Origin of the sequence: Allobosea sp. CCNWLY174, from assembly GCF_037120455.1 — a bacterium.
GTDB classification, from domain to species: Bacteria; Pseudomonadota; Alphaproteobacteria; order Rhizobiales; family Beijerinckiaceae; genus Allobosea; species Allobosea lupini.
Genome location: NZ_JBBBBQ010000010.1, coordinates 86,435 through 101,252 on the forward strand (window position 1 = coordinate 86,435; position 14,818 = coordinate 101,252).

Genomic DNA, 14,818 nt, shown 5'->3' on the forward strand with positions numbered 1-14,818 from the left:
GGCCCGCGACAAGCCCCGACGCTTTCGCTATTCATCGCCTCACCCGAACACAAGAGCGGCCCAACCGTGACAGCAGCCTCCGACACCACCCATTTCGGCTTCGAGAACGTGCCGCTCGGCGAGAAGCAGGCCAAGGTCGACGACGTCTTCCACAAGGTCGCCGGCCGCTACGACCTGATGAACGACCTGATGTCGGCCGGGCTGCACCGGGTCTGGAAGGAAGCTTTGCTCACCGCGCTGAAGCCGCCGCGCGACCGGGCCTTCCATCATCTCGACGTTGCCGGCGGCACCGGCGACGTCGCCTTCAAGGTGCTGGAGGAGGGCGGCCCGCAGACCGATGTCACCGTGCTCGACATCAACGCCGAGATGCTGGCCGTCGGCCGCGAGCGCGCGAACAAGCGCTTTCCGGAGGATGAGCGCATCCGCTTCGTCCAGGGCAATGCCGAGGAGCTGGCGCTGCCGGACAACAGCTTCGATGCCTATACGATCGCCTTCGGCATCCGGAACGTGCCGCGCATCGAGAAGGCGCTGGCCGAGGCCTATCGTGTGCTGAAGCGCGGCGGCCGCTTCCTCTGCCTCGAATTCAGCCATGTCGACGTGCCTGTCCTCGACAAGATCTACGAGGCCTATTCATTCAACGTCATCCCGCCGATGGGCAGGATGGTGACGGGCGAGGCCGAGCCCTATCAGTATCTCGTCGAGTCGATCCGCAAGTTCCCGCGCCCGCAGATCTTCGCCAACATGATCGCGGACGCCGGCTTTCGTCGTGCCGGCTTCACGCCGATGACCGGCGGGGTGGTGGCGCTGCATTCCGGCTGGAAGCTGTGAGTGAGGCTGAGGCCGTGACTGCCCACCGCCGTCATGCTCGCCCTTGTGGCAAGCATCCACGTCTTGAACTCCGCGCTGCCCGAAGGAAGACGTGGATGGTCGGGACAAGCCCGACCATGACGGGGAAGGCGCGTTCCGCGTTGCTATCGGCATGATCTCCGCGCTCGCCCATCTCGCCCGCTCGGCGCGGGTCGGCTTCGTGCTGGCGCGCGAGGGCGCGCTCGCGCTGGTCGACCCGTCCGTGCTGCCGCCGGCGGCGCGGGGCCTGATCGCGCTCGGCCGCCTGATCGAGCGGCGCGGCGCCGGCTCCTCCGCGACGAGGCTTGCCGCGGCGCTGACCCGCCTCGGCCCGTCCTATGTCAAGTTCGGCCAGTTCCTGGCGACGCGGCCCGATGTCGTCGGCATGAAGATCGCCGAGGATCTTTCGGCCCTGCAGGACCGGATGGCGCCCTTCCCGATGGCGCAGGCCCGCGCCGCGATCGAAGCCGCCCACGGCAAGCCGGCCGAGGCGATCTTCGCCGAATTCGGCGAGCCGGTCGCGGCGGCCTCGATCGCCCAGGTCCACCGCGCCCGCCGCAAGGACGGCAGCGAGGTTGCGGTCAAGATCCTCAGGCCCGGCATCCGCGACCGCTTCCACCGCGACCTCGCGGCGATGCGCTTTGGTGCGCAGCTCGCCGAAAGCCGCTCGCCCGAGGCGCGGCGCCTGCGTTTTGTCGCCATCGTCGAGACGCTGGCGCGCTCGGTCACCATGGAGATGGACCTGCGCCTGGAGGCGGCGGCGCTTTCCGAATTTGCGGAGAACACCAGGGAGGATGCCGATTTCCGCGTGCCGGTGCCGGATTGGCAGCTGACCGCCCGCGAAATCCTGGTCGACGAATGGATCGACGGCATCCGCCTCTCCGATGTCGAAGCGCTGCGCGCGGCGGGGCACGACACGGTCGCCCTCGGCCGCAACGTCATCCAGTCCTTCCTCAGGCACGCGATCCGTGACGGCTTCTTCCATGCCGACATGCATCCGGGGAACCTGTTCGTCGATGCGCAGGGGCGACTCGTCGCGGTCGATGGCGGCATCATGGGCCGGCTCGGCCACAAGGAGCGGCGCTTCCTCGCCGAGATCCTGTTCGGCTTCATCACCCGCGACTATCGCCGCGTCGCCGAGGTGCATTTCGAGGCCGGCTATGTGCCGCCGCACCATTCGGTCGACGACTTCGCCCAGGCGATCCGGGCAGTCGGCGAGCCGATCCACGACAAGCGCGCCGACGAGATCTCGATGGCGAAGGTGCTGACGCTGCTGTTCGAGATCACCGGCCTGTTCGACATGGCGACGCGCACCGAGCTCGTCATGCTGCAGAAGACCATGGTCGTGGTCGAGGGCGTCGCCCGCACGCTCGATCCGCATCTGGACATGTGGACCACGGCCGAGCCGGTGGTGCGCGACTGGCTGACGCGCAATCTCGGCCCGATCGGGCGCATCGAGGATGCCGGCCGCAGCGTCCGCACCCTGGCGGTGAGCCTCGCCAACCTGCCGGAGACGGTCGGCCGGGCCGAGCGCGTGCTCGGTCAACTGGAAGAGTCGTCGCGCCACGGCTTCTCGCTCGACGAGGCCAGCATCCAGGCGATCGGCCGGGCGGAAGCGGCGCGCAATCGCTGGGGCAACTGGGCGCTCTGGCTGATCGCGGCGCTGCTCGCCTGGATCGTGTTCTTCGACTAGCGCAGGACAGTCGCTTCAACAGGACGCGACTGGAAACCATTTTAGCGGTTTCAGCTTTACAAGCATCGGCCCCTCGGGATTCCTTTAGGGCAAGGCCGGGGCTGGCTTCGCATGGCGCACGCGCCCGAGCGACAGCGACCAAAGAGCCGTTTTCTTCAGGTTGCGTCGTTCAGGAGTCGCGTCATGTCCCGCCTTCTCGGCATTCTCGCTTTCTTATGCGCCTCGCTCGCCGGCCTCGCCGCGGCGCAGGCCAAGGTCGATGTCCGCGTCGATATCGCCAACCAGCGCATGAGCGTCGCCACCAGCGATGGCGAAACTTACAACTGGGCGATCTCGTCCGGCCGCAAGGGCTTCCGCTCGCCCAACGGCGTCTATCGCCCGACCCGGCTCGAGCGCAGCTGGTACTCGCGCAAATATGGCGGGGCAATGCCCTATGCCGTGTTCTTCCGCGGCGGCTACGCCATCCATGGCACGACAGCCGTCGGCGCGCTCGGCCGCCCGGCCTCGCATGGCTGCATCCGCCTGCATCCGGCCAACGCCGCCAAGCTCTTCGCGCTGGTCAAGAAGCACGGCGCTGGCGACACGCGCATCGCCTTGAACGGCGCCGCGCCCGACAATCTCTCGCGCTTCGCCAAGGCGTCCTCGGGCGGCAAGCAAAAGATCGCCAAGGCCAAGATCAAGACGCAGAAGGCCGTGCTGACCGCCAAGCAGCAGCGCCAGGGGCCGGCCTGGGGCGAAGCACGCGAGCAGATGCTGCTCAGACCGGCGATCCCGGCCGGCGCGATCGGCTTCCAGCCGTTGTCGGGGCCGGGCTGGCGCTAGCTTCGAGGTTCAGATCGCTTCGGCGGCGATCCGAACCCAGCCTGCCAGCGTCTGGCCCGGTTGCAGCCGGGCGAGGGGCGAGGCCTCGCGCACGATCTTTTCGCTCGGCGCGCCCGCGGCGTGGCTCTGCGGCTCGGCGCAGAGGAAATCGACGCCGGCCGGGGCCCAGACCACGGGATAGCGCAGGTTCTCGCTCGCACTCAGCGTGATGGCGAGGCCGGTCGAGGGCGTCTCGATCCGGGCGGTACCGTCCCAGCCGAGGAAGCTCCAGGCGGTCTCGGCGCCGGTGGCGAAAATCGGGTTGCCGGCATAGGGTCCGCCATCGCCGAAGGCTTGCGTGCCGGTGGCGCGGAACTGGTCGCCGAAGATCAGCGCGCCGGTGGCCGTCATGCGCAAGCGGGTGTCGGCGGCGCAGGGAAACCAGGGATGCAGGCCCATGCCGAACGGTAGGGCCTGGTCGGCCTCGTTGGTCAACCCAAGCGTCACGGTCATACCGTCCTCGCCCAGCCGGATCTCTTGCCTGGCGAGGTAGCGATAGGGATCCGCGCCGTCCGTCCGGCGGTGCACCAGCACGGTATGACCGGCGGACTGTTCCGCGACCTGCCAGGCGGACTGCCAGCCGAATCCGTGGATCGTCCCGGAGGGATTGTTCGAGGGCACGCTGAAGCGGGTATGGCCGTCGTCGACCACACTGTCGAAGGCGCGGTTGGCGAAAGGCAGCATGGCCCAGGCCCCGAACTTATTCGGCGTCTCCGTCTGCGGCGCGACCCCGGCGGGCGCATGCAGCAGCGGCAGCGTGGTCCCGTCCGGCTTCTGCCAGTCGAGCGCGGCGATCGTCCCGCCGGCGTCTGGGGCGATCCGGGCCTTATAGCGGCCTGACGAGAGCGTGAGCATGGCAGTGTCCTTCGGCAATCGGAGTGACGAACGCGGCATTCGCTCCCCTCGCCTCGATTGCGCCGGCACGAGGTATCGTCAAGGGCCGGCCGGGCTTGACCGGGCCGCGCTGGCCGGGGAGATTCCACGCCTCTTCGCTTCGCCTCGGCCGGAACGCCGGACAAGCCATGCAATTCCGCCGGAGCCTGCCATGCCCACACCCCTGATCGCGCTCGACTGGGGCACGACGCGAGCCCGCGCTTTTCTCGTCGGCGAGGATGGCGCGGTGCTGGGCAAGCGCGTCGCCGATCGCGGCATCCAGTCGGTGCCGCCGGGTGGCTTTCCGGCCGCCTTCGCGCAGATCGCCGGCGAGTTCCGCCAGGCGCGGCCCGACGCGGCCGTGCTGCTCGCCGGCATGGTCGGCAGCCGCAATGGCTGGGTCGAGGCGCCCTATGTCGCCTGCCCGGCGAGCCCGGACGAGATCGCGGCAGCCGGCCTTGCCGTCACGCTCGACGACGGCACGCGTGCCACCATCCTGCCCGGCCTCTCCTGCGACGATGGCGCCTTCGACGTTATGCGCGGCGAGGAGACGCTGATCGTCGGCCTCGGGTTGACCGACGGCATTGCCTGCCTGCCCGGCACCCATTCGAAATGGGCTGAGGTCAAGGGCGGCCGCATCACCCGCTTCGCCAGCTTCATGACCGGCGAGGTCTACGGCCTGCTGCGCGAGCATTCGATCCTGTCTCGCCTCGCCACTGAGCCGAGCGGCGACGACACGGCCGAGGGCATCAGGCGCGGGCTCGCCGCAGCGCAGCGGCCGGGCGGCCTGCTCAACGCCGCTTTCCACGCCCGCAGCGATGTCCTCGGCGGGCGCATGCAGGGCGGCGCTGTCGGTCCCTACCTCTCCGCCCTGCTGGTGGCGCAGGAGATCGAGGGTGCCCGCGCTTTGTTCGGCGACCTCGCCAATCTGCATCTGGTGGCGGACGGCGTGCTCGCCGGGAGCTATGGCCGGGCGCTGGCCGCCGCGGGGCTCGACCATGGCCTGACCACGCCCGAGGATGCCTTCGTCGCCGGCGTCACCCGCCTCGCGCGGGGCCTTGCGGCATGATCACCGTCTTCGGTTCGCTCAATGTCGATCTGGTCACGCCCGTCGAACGCCTCCCCGGCGCCGGCGAGACCGTGCTTGGGCCGGGCTATGCGCTGCATCCCGGCGGCAAGGGCGCCAACCAGGCGCTGGCAGCCCGCCGCGCCGGCGCCGAGGTGACACTGGTCGGTGCCGTCGGGCGCGACGGCTTCGCCGAGATCGCGCTTGGGCTGCTGGCTGAGGATGGCGTCGACCTCGCCCATGTCGCGCGCGTCGAGGCGCCGACCGGCGCGGCCTTCATCGCCGTCGATGCGGCCGGCAGCAACCAGATCGTGGTCGCGGCCGGCGCCAACGCGCTGGCCAAAGCCGATGCAGTCGAGACGCTGCGGCCGGGCGAGGGTGACCTGCTGCTGCTCCAGCGCGAGGTGCCGGAGGGCGAGTGCCTGCGGGCGGCGCGGGCGATGCGCGCCGGCGGCGGCCGGGTCGTCCTCAACCTCGCCCCGGCCGGCGAGCCTGCGCCGGAACTACTGGCTCTGACCGACATCCTGATCGTCAACGAGCACGAGGCTCTGATCCTCGCCGGCTCGCTCGGCTGGAGCGAGACCGAGCCCGACGCGATCGCTCGGCGTATCGACGGTGAGCGCGGCATCGCCTGCATCGTAACGCTAGGGAGCGCGGGCGCGGTCGGCTGGCATGGCGGGGTTCGGCGCCGGCTCGAGGCGCCGGTCGTCGATGCCGTCGATACGGTCGCGGCGGGAGACAGCTTCGTCGGCGCCTTCGCCGCGGCGCTGCAGGCCGGCTTCGGCTTTTCCGGCGCGCTCCAGCGCGGGCTTGCCGCCGGCTCGCTCGCCTGCACCGTTGCCGGCGCTCAGCCGAGCGTGCCCCGTCGCGAGGCGATCGAGGCCCTGGCCGGCAAGAGCGTCCTGTAGCGAGCGAGCTTTGTCTCGAATGCGACCGACTCCGGTGACGACCGATTAGGACTGAACGCGCTCGGCGAAGCGAGACCGCGCCGGCGACGCTGGTTTCGGCGCGTCGGTTTACTCTTGGTCAGCACCTTTGCCCGCAGCGTCGCAGGCATGAGGCGGGAAGGGGAAATCGATTATGGCCCAGCGGCCGGTCCTCTGGTTCCTTGGCGTTGCCGGGATCGCCGGCCTTGCCGCTTTCCATGCGGCGGGCAGTCTCGACCGGATGACGAGCGCGGCCCCCGCACCCGCGAGCGCGGCTTCGAGTCCGGCAGTGCCAGCGACGGCCGAGCGCGTGTTGACGGTGAATGCCGATTATCGCGGCCACTATCTCGTCCATCCGTCGATCGACAACTACCGCGTCAGGATGATGGTCGACACCGGCGCGAGCCTGATCGTATTGACCGACGGCGACGCGCGGGCGCTCGGGATCAGGCCCGACCGCTCCGCCTACTCAGTAAGTCTCGGCACGGCCAACGGTCTGGTGCGAGGCGCGAAGACGATGCTGCGCGAAGTCCGGCTCGGCGACATCTCAGTCCGCGATGTCGAGGCCGTGGTGATGCCGGCCGGCGCGCTCTCGATCAGCCTGCTCGGCACCTCCTTCCTGCGCCGACTGCGCAGTTATCAGGTCGAGGGCGGCCGCATGGTCCTGCGCGGCTGAGCGGCGCGTGTCGGTTCCCAACCCCATGCCGATCCGCTATGCCGCCCTTGCGTTCCCGCTTCATCATGCTCAGGCTGCATTCATGTAGCTTGTGGCCTGTCCGTTCCGCAGCTGCTCGCTGCATGATGTCCTCGAAACTGGATGGCCCGATGTTTCCGAAGCCCCTGCCCGAGCTCTTCCCCAACACCTTCGAGTACGAATCGCTGCCGATGGTGAAGCCGACCGGCTTCCGCGAATACGATGCACGCTGGTTCTTCGGGAAAGAGCTCAACCTGATGGGCGTGCAAGCCGTCGGCATGGGGCTCGGCACGCTGATCAGGCGCATGGGCGTCAAGCCCGAGATTGTCACCGCCCATGATTTCCGCAGCTATTCGTCCTCGATCAAGATGGCGCTGGTCACCGGCCTGATGGCGGCAGGCTGCAAGGTCCACGACATCGGCCTCGCCATGTCGCCCATGGCCTATTTCGCCCAGTTCGAGCTCGACGTGCCTTGCGTCGCGATGGTCACCGCCTCGCACAACGACAATGGCTGGACCGGCATCAAGATGGGCGCGCAGCGCCCGGTCACCTTCGGCCCCGACGAGATGGGGCAGTTGCGCGACATCGTGCTTGCCGGCGATTTCGACCTGCCGGGCGGCGGCTCCTATCAGTTCGTGCCCGATTTCCCGGCGCGCTACATCGCCGACCTGACCAACCGCCCGAAGATCACGCGCAAGCTCAAGGTCATCGCCGCCTGCGGCAACGGCACGGCCGGCGCCTTCGCGCCGCAGATTCTGGAAGCGCTGGGCTGCGAGGTCATCCCGATGGATGCCGAGCTCGACCATACCTTCCCGCGCTACAATCCCAACCCCGAAGACATGAAGATGCTGCACGCCATGGCCGATGCCGTGAAGCAGCACGGCGCCGATGTCGCGCTCGGCTTCGATGGTGACGGCGATCGCTGCGGCGTCGTCGACAACCATGGCGAGGAGATCTTCGCCGACAAGATCGGCGTGATGCTGGCGCGCGACCTCGGCAAGCTCAATCCGGGCGCGCAGTTCGTCGTCGACGTCAAGTCGACCGGCCTGTTCTCGACCGACCCGGAATTGCAGAGGCTCGGCGTCAAGACCGACTACTGGAAGACCGGGCACTCCTACATCAAGCGCCGGGTCCGCGACCTCAATGCACTCGCCGGCTTCGAGAAGTCGGGCCACTTCTTCTTCAACGCCCCGGTCGGGCGCGGCTATGACGACGGTGTCGTCACCGCCATCGCCGTGATCGACATGCTCGATCGCAACCCGGACAAGTCAATGGCCGAGCTCTATGCCGCGGTACCGAAGACCTGGGGCACGCCGACCATGGCGGCCAAATGCGCCGACGAGATCAAGTACGGCGTCAGCGACAAGATCACCCAGCGCATCCAGGCGATGCAGGCGGCGGGCGACAAGATCGCCGGCCAGAAGATCGTTGACGTCATCACCGTCAACGGCGTGCGCGTCGTCAACGAGGACGGCACCTGGGGCCTGATCCGGGCGTCCTCGAACAAGCCGGAGCTGGTCGTGGTCTGCGAGAGCCCAGTCTCTGAAGCGCGTATGCGCGAGATGTTCAAGGCGATCGACGGCGTTCTGCGCGAGAACCCTGAGGTCGGCGCCTACAACCAGACGATCTGATTGCTCTCGCGCGGGGCGGGGAGCTATTTCTTCTCCGCCCCGGTCGCCGCGGCGTTGCGAGCCCCACTCTGGCCGCTGGTGCCGTCGAAGAACGCCTTGGAGTCGCCGAGCTGGGCGCTCGGCTGGCAGCTCGGCGTGCAGGAATAGCTCTCGCGCTCGAGGCCGCGCTGCACCGTCAGGATCGAATCGCTGGCGGCGCCGACACGGACCGAGGATTCCGCCAGCAGGGCGCCGGTCGCGTCGAGCGCGATCAGGTTGGTGACGCCGTAGCTCTTGCCGGTCACGATCATCACGCCGTTGCGCTGGACGGTGACGTCGGCGATCGCCGGATTGCCGACGATCACCGTCTGGGCCTTCTCGGGCAGTCGCAGCACCTTGGCGTGATCGACCGTCACCTGGACCGCTTCGATTCTTGCATCGCCGGTTTCACCCCGTGTTTCCGGGGCCGGCGCTGGAATAAGCCGGGCCTGCGCGCGCACGACATCGGCCGAAAGGCTCGAGCCGCCAGCCGCTACGAGTCCGGCAAGGGCCAGCCTCTGGAAGGATTGGAAGAGCCGCGATCCCGGCATCACAATGGACCTCGCACGCGTCTCAAGGTTTCGAACGCGACGAGGAAAGCCGAAAATGATGAATGGATTGCTAAGATGGCGATTTCCCGAGCCAATCCGGCTCCCGCGTCGGTGCTGGAAGCCTGATCGCCCACAATGAAGAACGCTTTGTGGTGCCGGCGCGCGCACGCTAACGAAGCGTCATGCGGCGTTTGTCTGATTTGCAGGGCGGGTTTTATTTTAAGTATCGAAGGGTTTATACCTCTCGTTAACTGACGCGCCGCGCTAAAAGCGCATTAACCATCGAGTGAAGACCTATAAAATTCGGCGAATTATTGGGTCTCTTTAACTGATCGGCAAGACGGGCGCCGTACTGTCACTCCTGTCGCTGACCGAAGCCATCTAGAGCGAAGGCAGCAGTCAAACGTGGTGCAAAGGAGCTACCCCATGAAGAATCTGTTCGCGCGCTTCGCCAAGGACGAGTCGGGCGCCACCGCCATCGAATACGGCCTGATCGCCGCCCTGATTTCGGTCGTCTGCATCGGCATCTGGGGCACGATCGGCTCCAGCCTGACCGCGAAGTTCGGCCTGATCAACCAAGGGCTCCAGTAAGCGTCTGCCTAGCGGTTGCTCTCGAACGCTGCGAAACGCCCTGGGATATCCTGGGGCGTTTTGCGTCTGGGGTTCGGAGCTGCTCGGCGGCCGAATTGGTAAGCCTTTGGTGAGGCAGTCGCGGCAAGATCGCATGCGACTCCTTATCGGATACTTATGATGTCGACCTCGTTTTTCCTGATCCTCGTCGTCTTTCCCGCGGCCATGGCTTACGCCGCGGCCAGCGATATGGTGTCGATGACGATCTCCAATCGGCTCTGCCTGGTTCTCGTCGCCGGCTTCGCGATCTGCGCGGGGAGCGTTGGCTTGAGCTGGATGCAGCTGGGCTGGCATCTGGCTGCCGGCTTCCTCGTCCTCGGCGTCACCTTCGGCTTCTTCGCGGCGGGCTGGATAGGCGGCGGCGATGCTAAGCTCGCTGCGGTGACGGCGCTCTGGTTCGGCTTCGATCAGCTGCTGCCCTATCTCTTCATCTCCGCGGTGGCCGGTGGAGTCCTCACCCTCGCGTTGCTCAGCCTGAGGAGTATGCCCTTGCCTCGCCCGGCATTGGGCTGGAGTTGGGCGCAGCGCCTTCACGACAAGGACGAAGGCGTGCCCTACGGCATCGCCCTCGCCTTCGCCGCGCTCGTCGTTCTGCCGGAGACGGCGATCTGGCGCGCCGCGATCGGTTCCTGACCGGGCGGCCACGCACCGGCACCGCCGATACGCACAAAAAGATACCTCCGGTTAACCATAAGTTGACGATTCGAAGGCCACGATCCGGCTGAGGGTTGGCGCATGCCGACCAAGGATCCTGCGCCATGAGTTCCGCCCGCATCATCATTCTCGCCATAGCGGTCGTCGCCGGCCTCGGGGCTGCGCTCCTGATCGGCCGACCGCCAAAGGTCACGACGCCGTCGGTGACGAAATACGAGCCGGCACCGACCGTCGAGGTGCTGGTGGCCGCCGCAGATGTCCCGCTCGGCAACAAGCTTTCGGCCGGCGATCTGAAATGGCTGGCCTGGCCGCTGGCGAGCCTGCCTACCGAGGTGATCCGCCGCCAGGACCTTCCCGGAGGCGAAGCCGAATTCATCGGCCAGATCGCCCGCGCGCCGCTGTACGGCTCGGAGCCGATCCGCCGCGATAAACTGCTCAAGGCCGATTCCGGTTTCCTTTCGGCGATCCTGCCAGCCGGCAAGCGCGCCGTCGCCATCACCACCGACAATCGCGGCGCCAACACCGCCGGCGGCTTCGTCCTGCCCAATGACCGTGTCGATGTGATCCGCACGAGCCGGGACGACAGCAACTCCAAGGATGGGTCGCCGCCGGTCAGCGAGACCCTGATCGCCAATGTCCGCGTTCTGGCGATCGGCCAGAGCATCCAGGAGAAGAACGGCGAAAAGGTCGTCGTGGGTGAGACCGCGACGCTCGAGCTCGATCCCAAGCAGGTCGAGGCCGTGACGCTGGCCCAGAAGACCAGCAGCCTCTCGCTGGCGCTGCGCAGCCTGCAGGATGCCGGCGATAAGAGCACGCCGGTCGATGACGGCGGCCTCACGCTTGTGCGCTACGGCGTTGTCACCAAGGCGGTGAAGCCATGATGTCCATGTCGAACTCCAATCCGCTAGTGCGTCGGCCGCAGCGTGCCCTTGCATTGTCTCTGGCGATTCTGCCGCTGGCCTTGCCGCTTTGCGCCGGTCCGGCGCGTGCGCAGGGCAAGGGGGCGGCGCCGGTTCTGAACGTCGGGGCCAGCGAGCACGCGATTTCGCGCCGGCTCGATCTTTCGATCGGCCGCTCGTTGATCGTCGAACTGCCGCGCGATGCCAAGGAGGTCTTCGTCGCCAATCCCAAGGTGGCGAACGCAGTGGTCCGCTCGGCCCGCAAGCTCTTCGTCATCGGCATGGCCGACGGCTCGACCTCGATGTTCGTGATGGACGCCGAGGGCAGACAGATCACGGCGCTGGAGATCGAGGTCGGCCGCGATCTCAACGTGCTCCGCACGACGCTACGCACGGCCATGCCGGGCGCCGACATCCAGGTCAAACCGGCCGGGAATTCAATCCTGCTGGTCGGCAATGTCTCGAGCGCCTCCGAGGCGACGCAGGCCATGGACATCGCCAATGCCTTTGTCGGCATCTCCGGCGAGGGCGCGAACGCGACCAAGGGCGCGGTGATCAATTCGCTGACCATTCGCGGCCGCGACCAGGTCATGGTCAAGGTTACGGTCTCGGAGGTCTCGCGAAAGGCGATCAAGCAGCTCGGCATCAACTCGACGGGCGAATGGAAGCTCGGCAAGTTCAGCCTCACCCCGACGATCGACACCCCGTTTTCGCTGCAACCTCAGCAGCTGGCTGCGACCGCGATCGGCGCCGGCATCGGCAACTCGACCAACATAACGATGCGAGCGCTCGAGCGCGCCGGCCTCTCCCGCGTGCTGGCCGAGCCGACCGTGACGGCGATCTCCGGCGAAAGCGCCAAGTTCACTGCCGGAGGCGAGATTCCGATCCCGAAAGGGTATTCCTGCGACACGACCAACCGCTGTAATCTCAACATTGAGTACAAGCCGGTCGGCGTCTCCCTGAATTTCACGCCGATCGTGATGTCCGAGGGCAAGATCTCGATGCGCATCGCCACCGAGGTCACCGAGCTCGATTTCGAGAACCAGCTGCGCCTCAACCCCACCGAGACAATCGCGGTCAACGCGCCCGGCTTCCGCGTGCGCAAGTCCGACACCACTGTCGAACTGCCGTCGGGCGGCACGCTGGCGACAGCCGGGTTGATCCAGCGCGTCTCGCGTCAGGCCATCAACGGGCTGCCGGCTCTGATGAACATCCCGATCATCGGTGCGATGTTCCGCTCCCGCGACTATCAGCGCGAGGAGACCGAGCTGATGATCGCAGTAACCCCCTACATCGTGAAGCCGGTCGGCCCCAACGGGTTGCAGCGCCCGGATGACGGCTTCGTCGAGGCGCATGATGCCCAGACGATCCTGATGGGCCGGTTGAACAAGATCTACGGGTCGACGAGCGGCGGGCCGATTCCGCAGGCCTACAAGGGCCGCGTCGGCTTCATCGCCGATTGATGACGGGGCCGCGACAAGGATGGCGATCGTGACCAGCAAGCCCTCTCGGACATACAAGGCAGCGTTGCCCGTCACGCTCGGTGCCGCGCTCCTGCTCGGAGCCTGCGCCAAGGGCGATATCTCGACGTCCGGCATTCCCACCGACATCCGCGAGCGTCATCCGATCGTGTTGCGCGATGCGCCGCGCTCGCTCGATGTCTTCGTCGGCCGGGCTGGCGGCGGGCTCGACCCGCGCCAGGCCGACGACGTCGCCCGCTTCGGCGAGGATTATCGCCGCAGCGGCAAGGGCGGGCTGGTTGCCGAGGTCCCGACTGGGACCGGGCGCGATCTTGCGACTCATGACACGCTCGACGGCATCCGCCGCTCGCTCGGCCGGGCGGGCGTCTCGCCCGGCGCGCTTTCGGTCAGGACCTATCGCATCGCCGATCCCGGGCTCGCATCGCCGATCCGCCTGACCTACGCCTCCTTGCAGGCCGGGCTCCCGCATTCCTGCGGGCAATGGCCGGTCGATCTCGGCGTCGCCAGCTACAAGACGGATGCGATGAACGAGCCATACTGGAATTTCGGCTGCTCCACCCAGGCCAATCTCGCGGCGCAGATCGCCGATCCGCTGGATCTGGTGCGCGCGCGCGGCGAGGGCCGACTCGACACGCAAAAGCGCATGGAGGCGATCAAGAAGCTGCGCGAGGGCAAGGATCCCTCGACGCAGTATCGCCAAGAGCAGACCAAGATCAGCGACGCCGTCGGAGGCAAATGATGGCGAGCATGCCGGGATTCGAGCCGGAGACTGGCGGGGACGAGATCATCGCGCCGCTGCCGCGCGTCACCTTGCAGGCCTTCTGCGAGACGCAGGACGTCGCCGCGGCGATGCAGGCGGTGACCGCCGACCGGCGCATGGACAAGGTCCAGGCGCGCATCCAGATGGGCGGCCCGGCGGCGGCGGTCGAGGCCTTCCGCGGCGCCCCGACGCCGAATGTGATCGTGCTCGAGACCGTCAGGGAACCGGCAGTGCTGGTCTCCAACCTCGATGCACTCGCGGAGAGCTGCGACCCCGGTACCAAGGTCGTCGTCATCGGCCATGTCAACGACATCCAGCTCTATCGCGAGCTGATCCGGCGCGGCGTCAGCGACTATCTGGTCGCTCCGTTCGGGGTCCTCGACCTGCTGCGCACCCTGTCCGAACTCTATGCGACGTCGGGTTCGGCGACGCTGGGGCGCACCATCGCCATTGTCGGCGCCAAGGGGGGCGTCGGTTCCTCGACCGTCGCGCACAACGTCGCCTGGGCGATCGCCCGCAATCTCGACGCCTCGACGGTGATCGCCGATCTCGACATCGCCTTCGGCACCGCTGGGCTGGATTTCAACCAGGATCCGCCCCAGGGGGTCGCCGACGCCGTGTTCGCGCCGGAGCGACTCGACGCCAACATGCTCGACCGGCTCCTGTCGCGTTGCAGCGAGAATCTCTCCCTGCTCGCAGCTCCGGCGATGCTCGACCGCACCGTCGATCTCGGCGAGGACGCGTTCGAGCTCGTGCTCGACCTGCTTCGGGCCAGCGTCCCCTGCATCGTGCTCGACGTGCCGCATCTGTGGACAGGCTGGGCCAAGCGGGCGCTGGTCGGCGCCGACGAGGTCGCGATCGTCGCCGCCCCAGAGCTCGCCTCGCTGCGCAACGCCAAGAATCTGATGGACTTGTTGCGTGCCGCCCGGCCGAACGATTCCGTGCCCCGCCTGATCCTCAACCAGGTCGGCTTGCCCAAGCGGCCGGAGATCGAGGCGAGCGAATTCGCCAAGGCGGTCGGGATCGAGGTGATGACGTCGATCCCCTTCGACGCCCAGCTCTTCGGTACCGCGGCCAATAACGGCCAGATGATCGCCGAGGTCCAGCCGGGCAGCAAGGTGGCGGACGCCTTCGTGCAGATCGGGACGGTTCTCACCGGTCGCGGCGAGCAGAAGCGCAGCAAGCGCAGCCTGTTCGAGCCTCTGGTGGCCAAGTTGATGCGTCGGAAGGCCTGA

The 14,818-nt window shown here is 67.4% G+C and carries 16 protein-coding genes; 14 read left to right on the forward strand and 2 right to left on the reverse strand.

Translation table 11 applies throughout. The features are described 5' to 3' along the window. The first annotated feature begins 66 nt into the window (after window positions 1-66). The 3 genes from ubiE (at window position 67) to V7S63_RS23750 (ending at window position 3,361) form a co-directional block, all read left to right on the forward strand. The gene (gene ubiE, locus V7S63_RS23740) at window positions 67-828 is read left to right on the forward strand and encodes a bifunctional demethylmenaquinone methyltransferase/2-methoxy-6-polyprenyl-1,4-benzoquinol methylase UbiE (protein WP_336532039.1); all 762 of its coding nucleotides are present in this window, start codon (window positions 67-69) and stop codon (window positions 826-828) included. Between the two features lie 151 nt (window positions 829-979). Further along, window positions 980-2,539: a 2-polyprenylphenol 6-hydroxylase gene (gene ubiB / locus V7S63_RS23745; RefSeq protein ID WP_336532115.1), complete on the forward strand. Its 1,560-nt coding sequence runs from the start codon at window positions 980-982 to the stop codon at window positions 2,537-2,539. A gap of 183 nt (window positions 2,540-2,722) precedes the next feature. Continuing rightward, window positions 2,723-3,361 (forward strand): L,D-transpeptidase, encoded by a 639-nt coding sequence (locus tag V7S63_RS23750; protein WP_336532040.1) that lies wholly within the window; start codon window positions 2,723-2,725, stop codon window positions 3,359-3,361. Window positions 3,362-3,370: 9 nt separating this feature from the next. Here the strand turns inward: V7S63_RS23750 and V7S63_RS23755 are convergent, their stop codons facing one another. Then, a complete protein-coding gene (locus V7S63_RS23755; protein WP_336532041.1) occupies window positions 3,371-4,255 on the reverse strand; it encodes an aldose epimerase family protein in 885 nt (294 codons plus the stop codon). A gap of 190 nt (window positions 4,256-4,445) precedes the next feature. Between V7S63_RS23755 and V7S63_RS23760 the strand changes: the two genes are divergently transcribed. From V7S63_RS23760 to V7S63_RS23775, 4 genes are all read left to right on the forward strand, one after another. Then, window positions 4,446-5,342: a 2-dehydro-3-deoxygalactonokinase gene (locus tag V7S63_RS23760; RefSeq protein WP_336532042.1), complete on the forward strand. Its 897-nt coding sequence runs from the start codon at window positions 4,446-4,448 to the stop codon at window positions 5,340-5,342. Continuing rightward, window positions 5,339-6,247, forward strand: a complete 909-nt coding sequence (locus V7S63_RS23765) for a ribokinase (protein ID WP_091835591.1) — start codon at window positions 5,339-5,341, stop codon at window positions 6,245-6,247. Before V7S63_RS23760 ends, V7S63_RS23765 begins: the two co-directional genes overlap by 4 nt. A 172-nt stretch (window positions 6,248-6,419) precedes the next feature. Further along, a complete protein-coding gene (locus V7S63_RS23770; RefSeq protein ID WP_336532043.1) occupies window positions 6,420-6,941 on the forward strand; it encodes a retropepsin-like aspartic protease family protein in 522 nt (173 codons plus the stop codon). A 149-nt stretch (window positions 6,942-7,090) separates the two neighbouring features. Beyond that, window positions 7,091-8,590, forward strand: coding sequence for a phosphomannomutase/phosphoglucomutase (locus V7S63_RS23775; RefSeq protein WP_091835584.1), 1,500 nt, complete (start codon window positions 7,091-7,093; stop codon window positions 8,588-8,590). Between the two features lie 23 nt (window positions 8,591-8,613). Here the strand turns inward: V7S63_RS23775 and V7S63_RS23780 are convergent, their stop codons facing one another. Next, window positions 8,614-9,069 carry a pilus assembly protein N-terminal domain-containing protein gene (locus V7S63_RS23780; RefSeq protein ID WP_442896512.1) on the reverse strand — a complete coding sequence of 152 codons (456 nt, stop codon included), beginning with the start codon at window positions 9,067-9,069 and terminating at the stop codon, window positions 8,614-8,616. Between V7S63_RS23780 and V7S63_RS23785 the strand changes: the two genes are divergently transcribed. The 7 genes from V7S63_RS23785 (at window position 8,971) to V7S63_RS23815 (ending at window position 14,818) form a co-directional block, all read left to right on the forward strand. Then, window positions 8,971-9,285, forward strand: coding sequence for a hypothetical protein (locus V7S63_RS23785; protein WP_336532119.1), 315 nt, complete (start codon window positions 8,971-8,973; stop codon window positions 9,283-9,285). The two genes, V7S63_RS23780 and V7S63_RS23785, sit on opposite strands and share 99 nt — an antisense overlap. A 300-nt stretch (window positions 9,286-9,585) precedes the next feature. Further along, the gene (locus tag V7S63_RS23790; protein ID WP_091835578.1) at window positions 9,586-9,750 is read left to right on the forward strand and encodes a Flp family type IVb pilin; all 165 of its coding nucleotides are present in this window, start codon (window positions 9,586-9,588) and stop codon (window positions 9,748-9,750) included. 159 nt (window positions 9,751-9,909) lie between these two features. Continuing rightward, the gene (locus V7S63_RS23795) at window positions 9,910-10,422 is read left to right on the forward strand and encodes an A24 family peptidase (RefSeq protein ID WP_336532044.1); all 513 of its coding nucleotides are present in this window, start codon (window positions 9,910-9,912) and stop codon (window positions 10,420-10,422) included. Between the two features lie 125 nt (window positions 10,423-10,547). Then, window positions 10,548-11,324: a Flp pilus assembly protein CpaB gene (gene cpaB, locus V7S63_RS23800; RefSeq protein WP_091835573.1), complete on the forward strand. Its 777-nt coding sequence runs from the start codon at window positions 10,548-10,550 to the stop codon at window positions 11,322-11,324. After that, window positions 11,321-12,805, forward strand: a complete 1,485-nt coding sequence (locus V7S63_RS23805) for a type II and III secretion system protein family protein (protein ID WP_336532045.1) — start codon at window positions 11,321-11,323, stop codon at window positions 12,803-12,805. The genes cpaB and V7S63_RS23805 overlap by 4 nt, the downstream gene beginning before the upstream one ends. A 28-nt stretch (window positions 12,806-12,833) precedes the next feature. After that, window positions 12,834-13,562, forward strand: a complete 729-nt coding sequence (locus V7S63_RS23810; RefSeq protein ID WP_336532046.1) for a CpaD family pilus assembly protein — start codon at window positions 12,834-12,836, stop codon at window positions 13,560-13,562. 8 nt (window positions 13,563-13,570) lie between these two features. Continuing rightward, window positions 13,571-14,818, forward strand: coding sequence for a CpaE/TadZ family protein (locus V7S63_RS23815; RefSeq protein WP_336532116.1), 1,248 nt, complete (start codon window positions 13,571-13,573; stop codon window positions 14,816-14,818).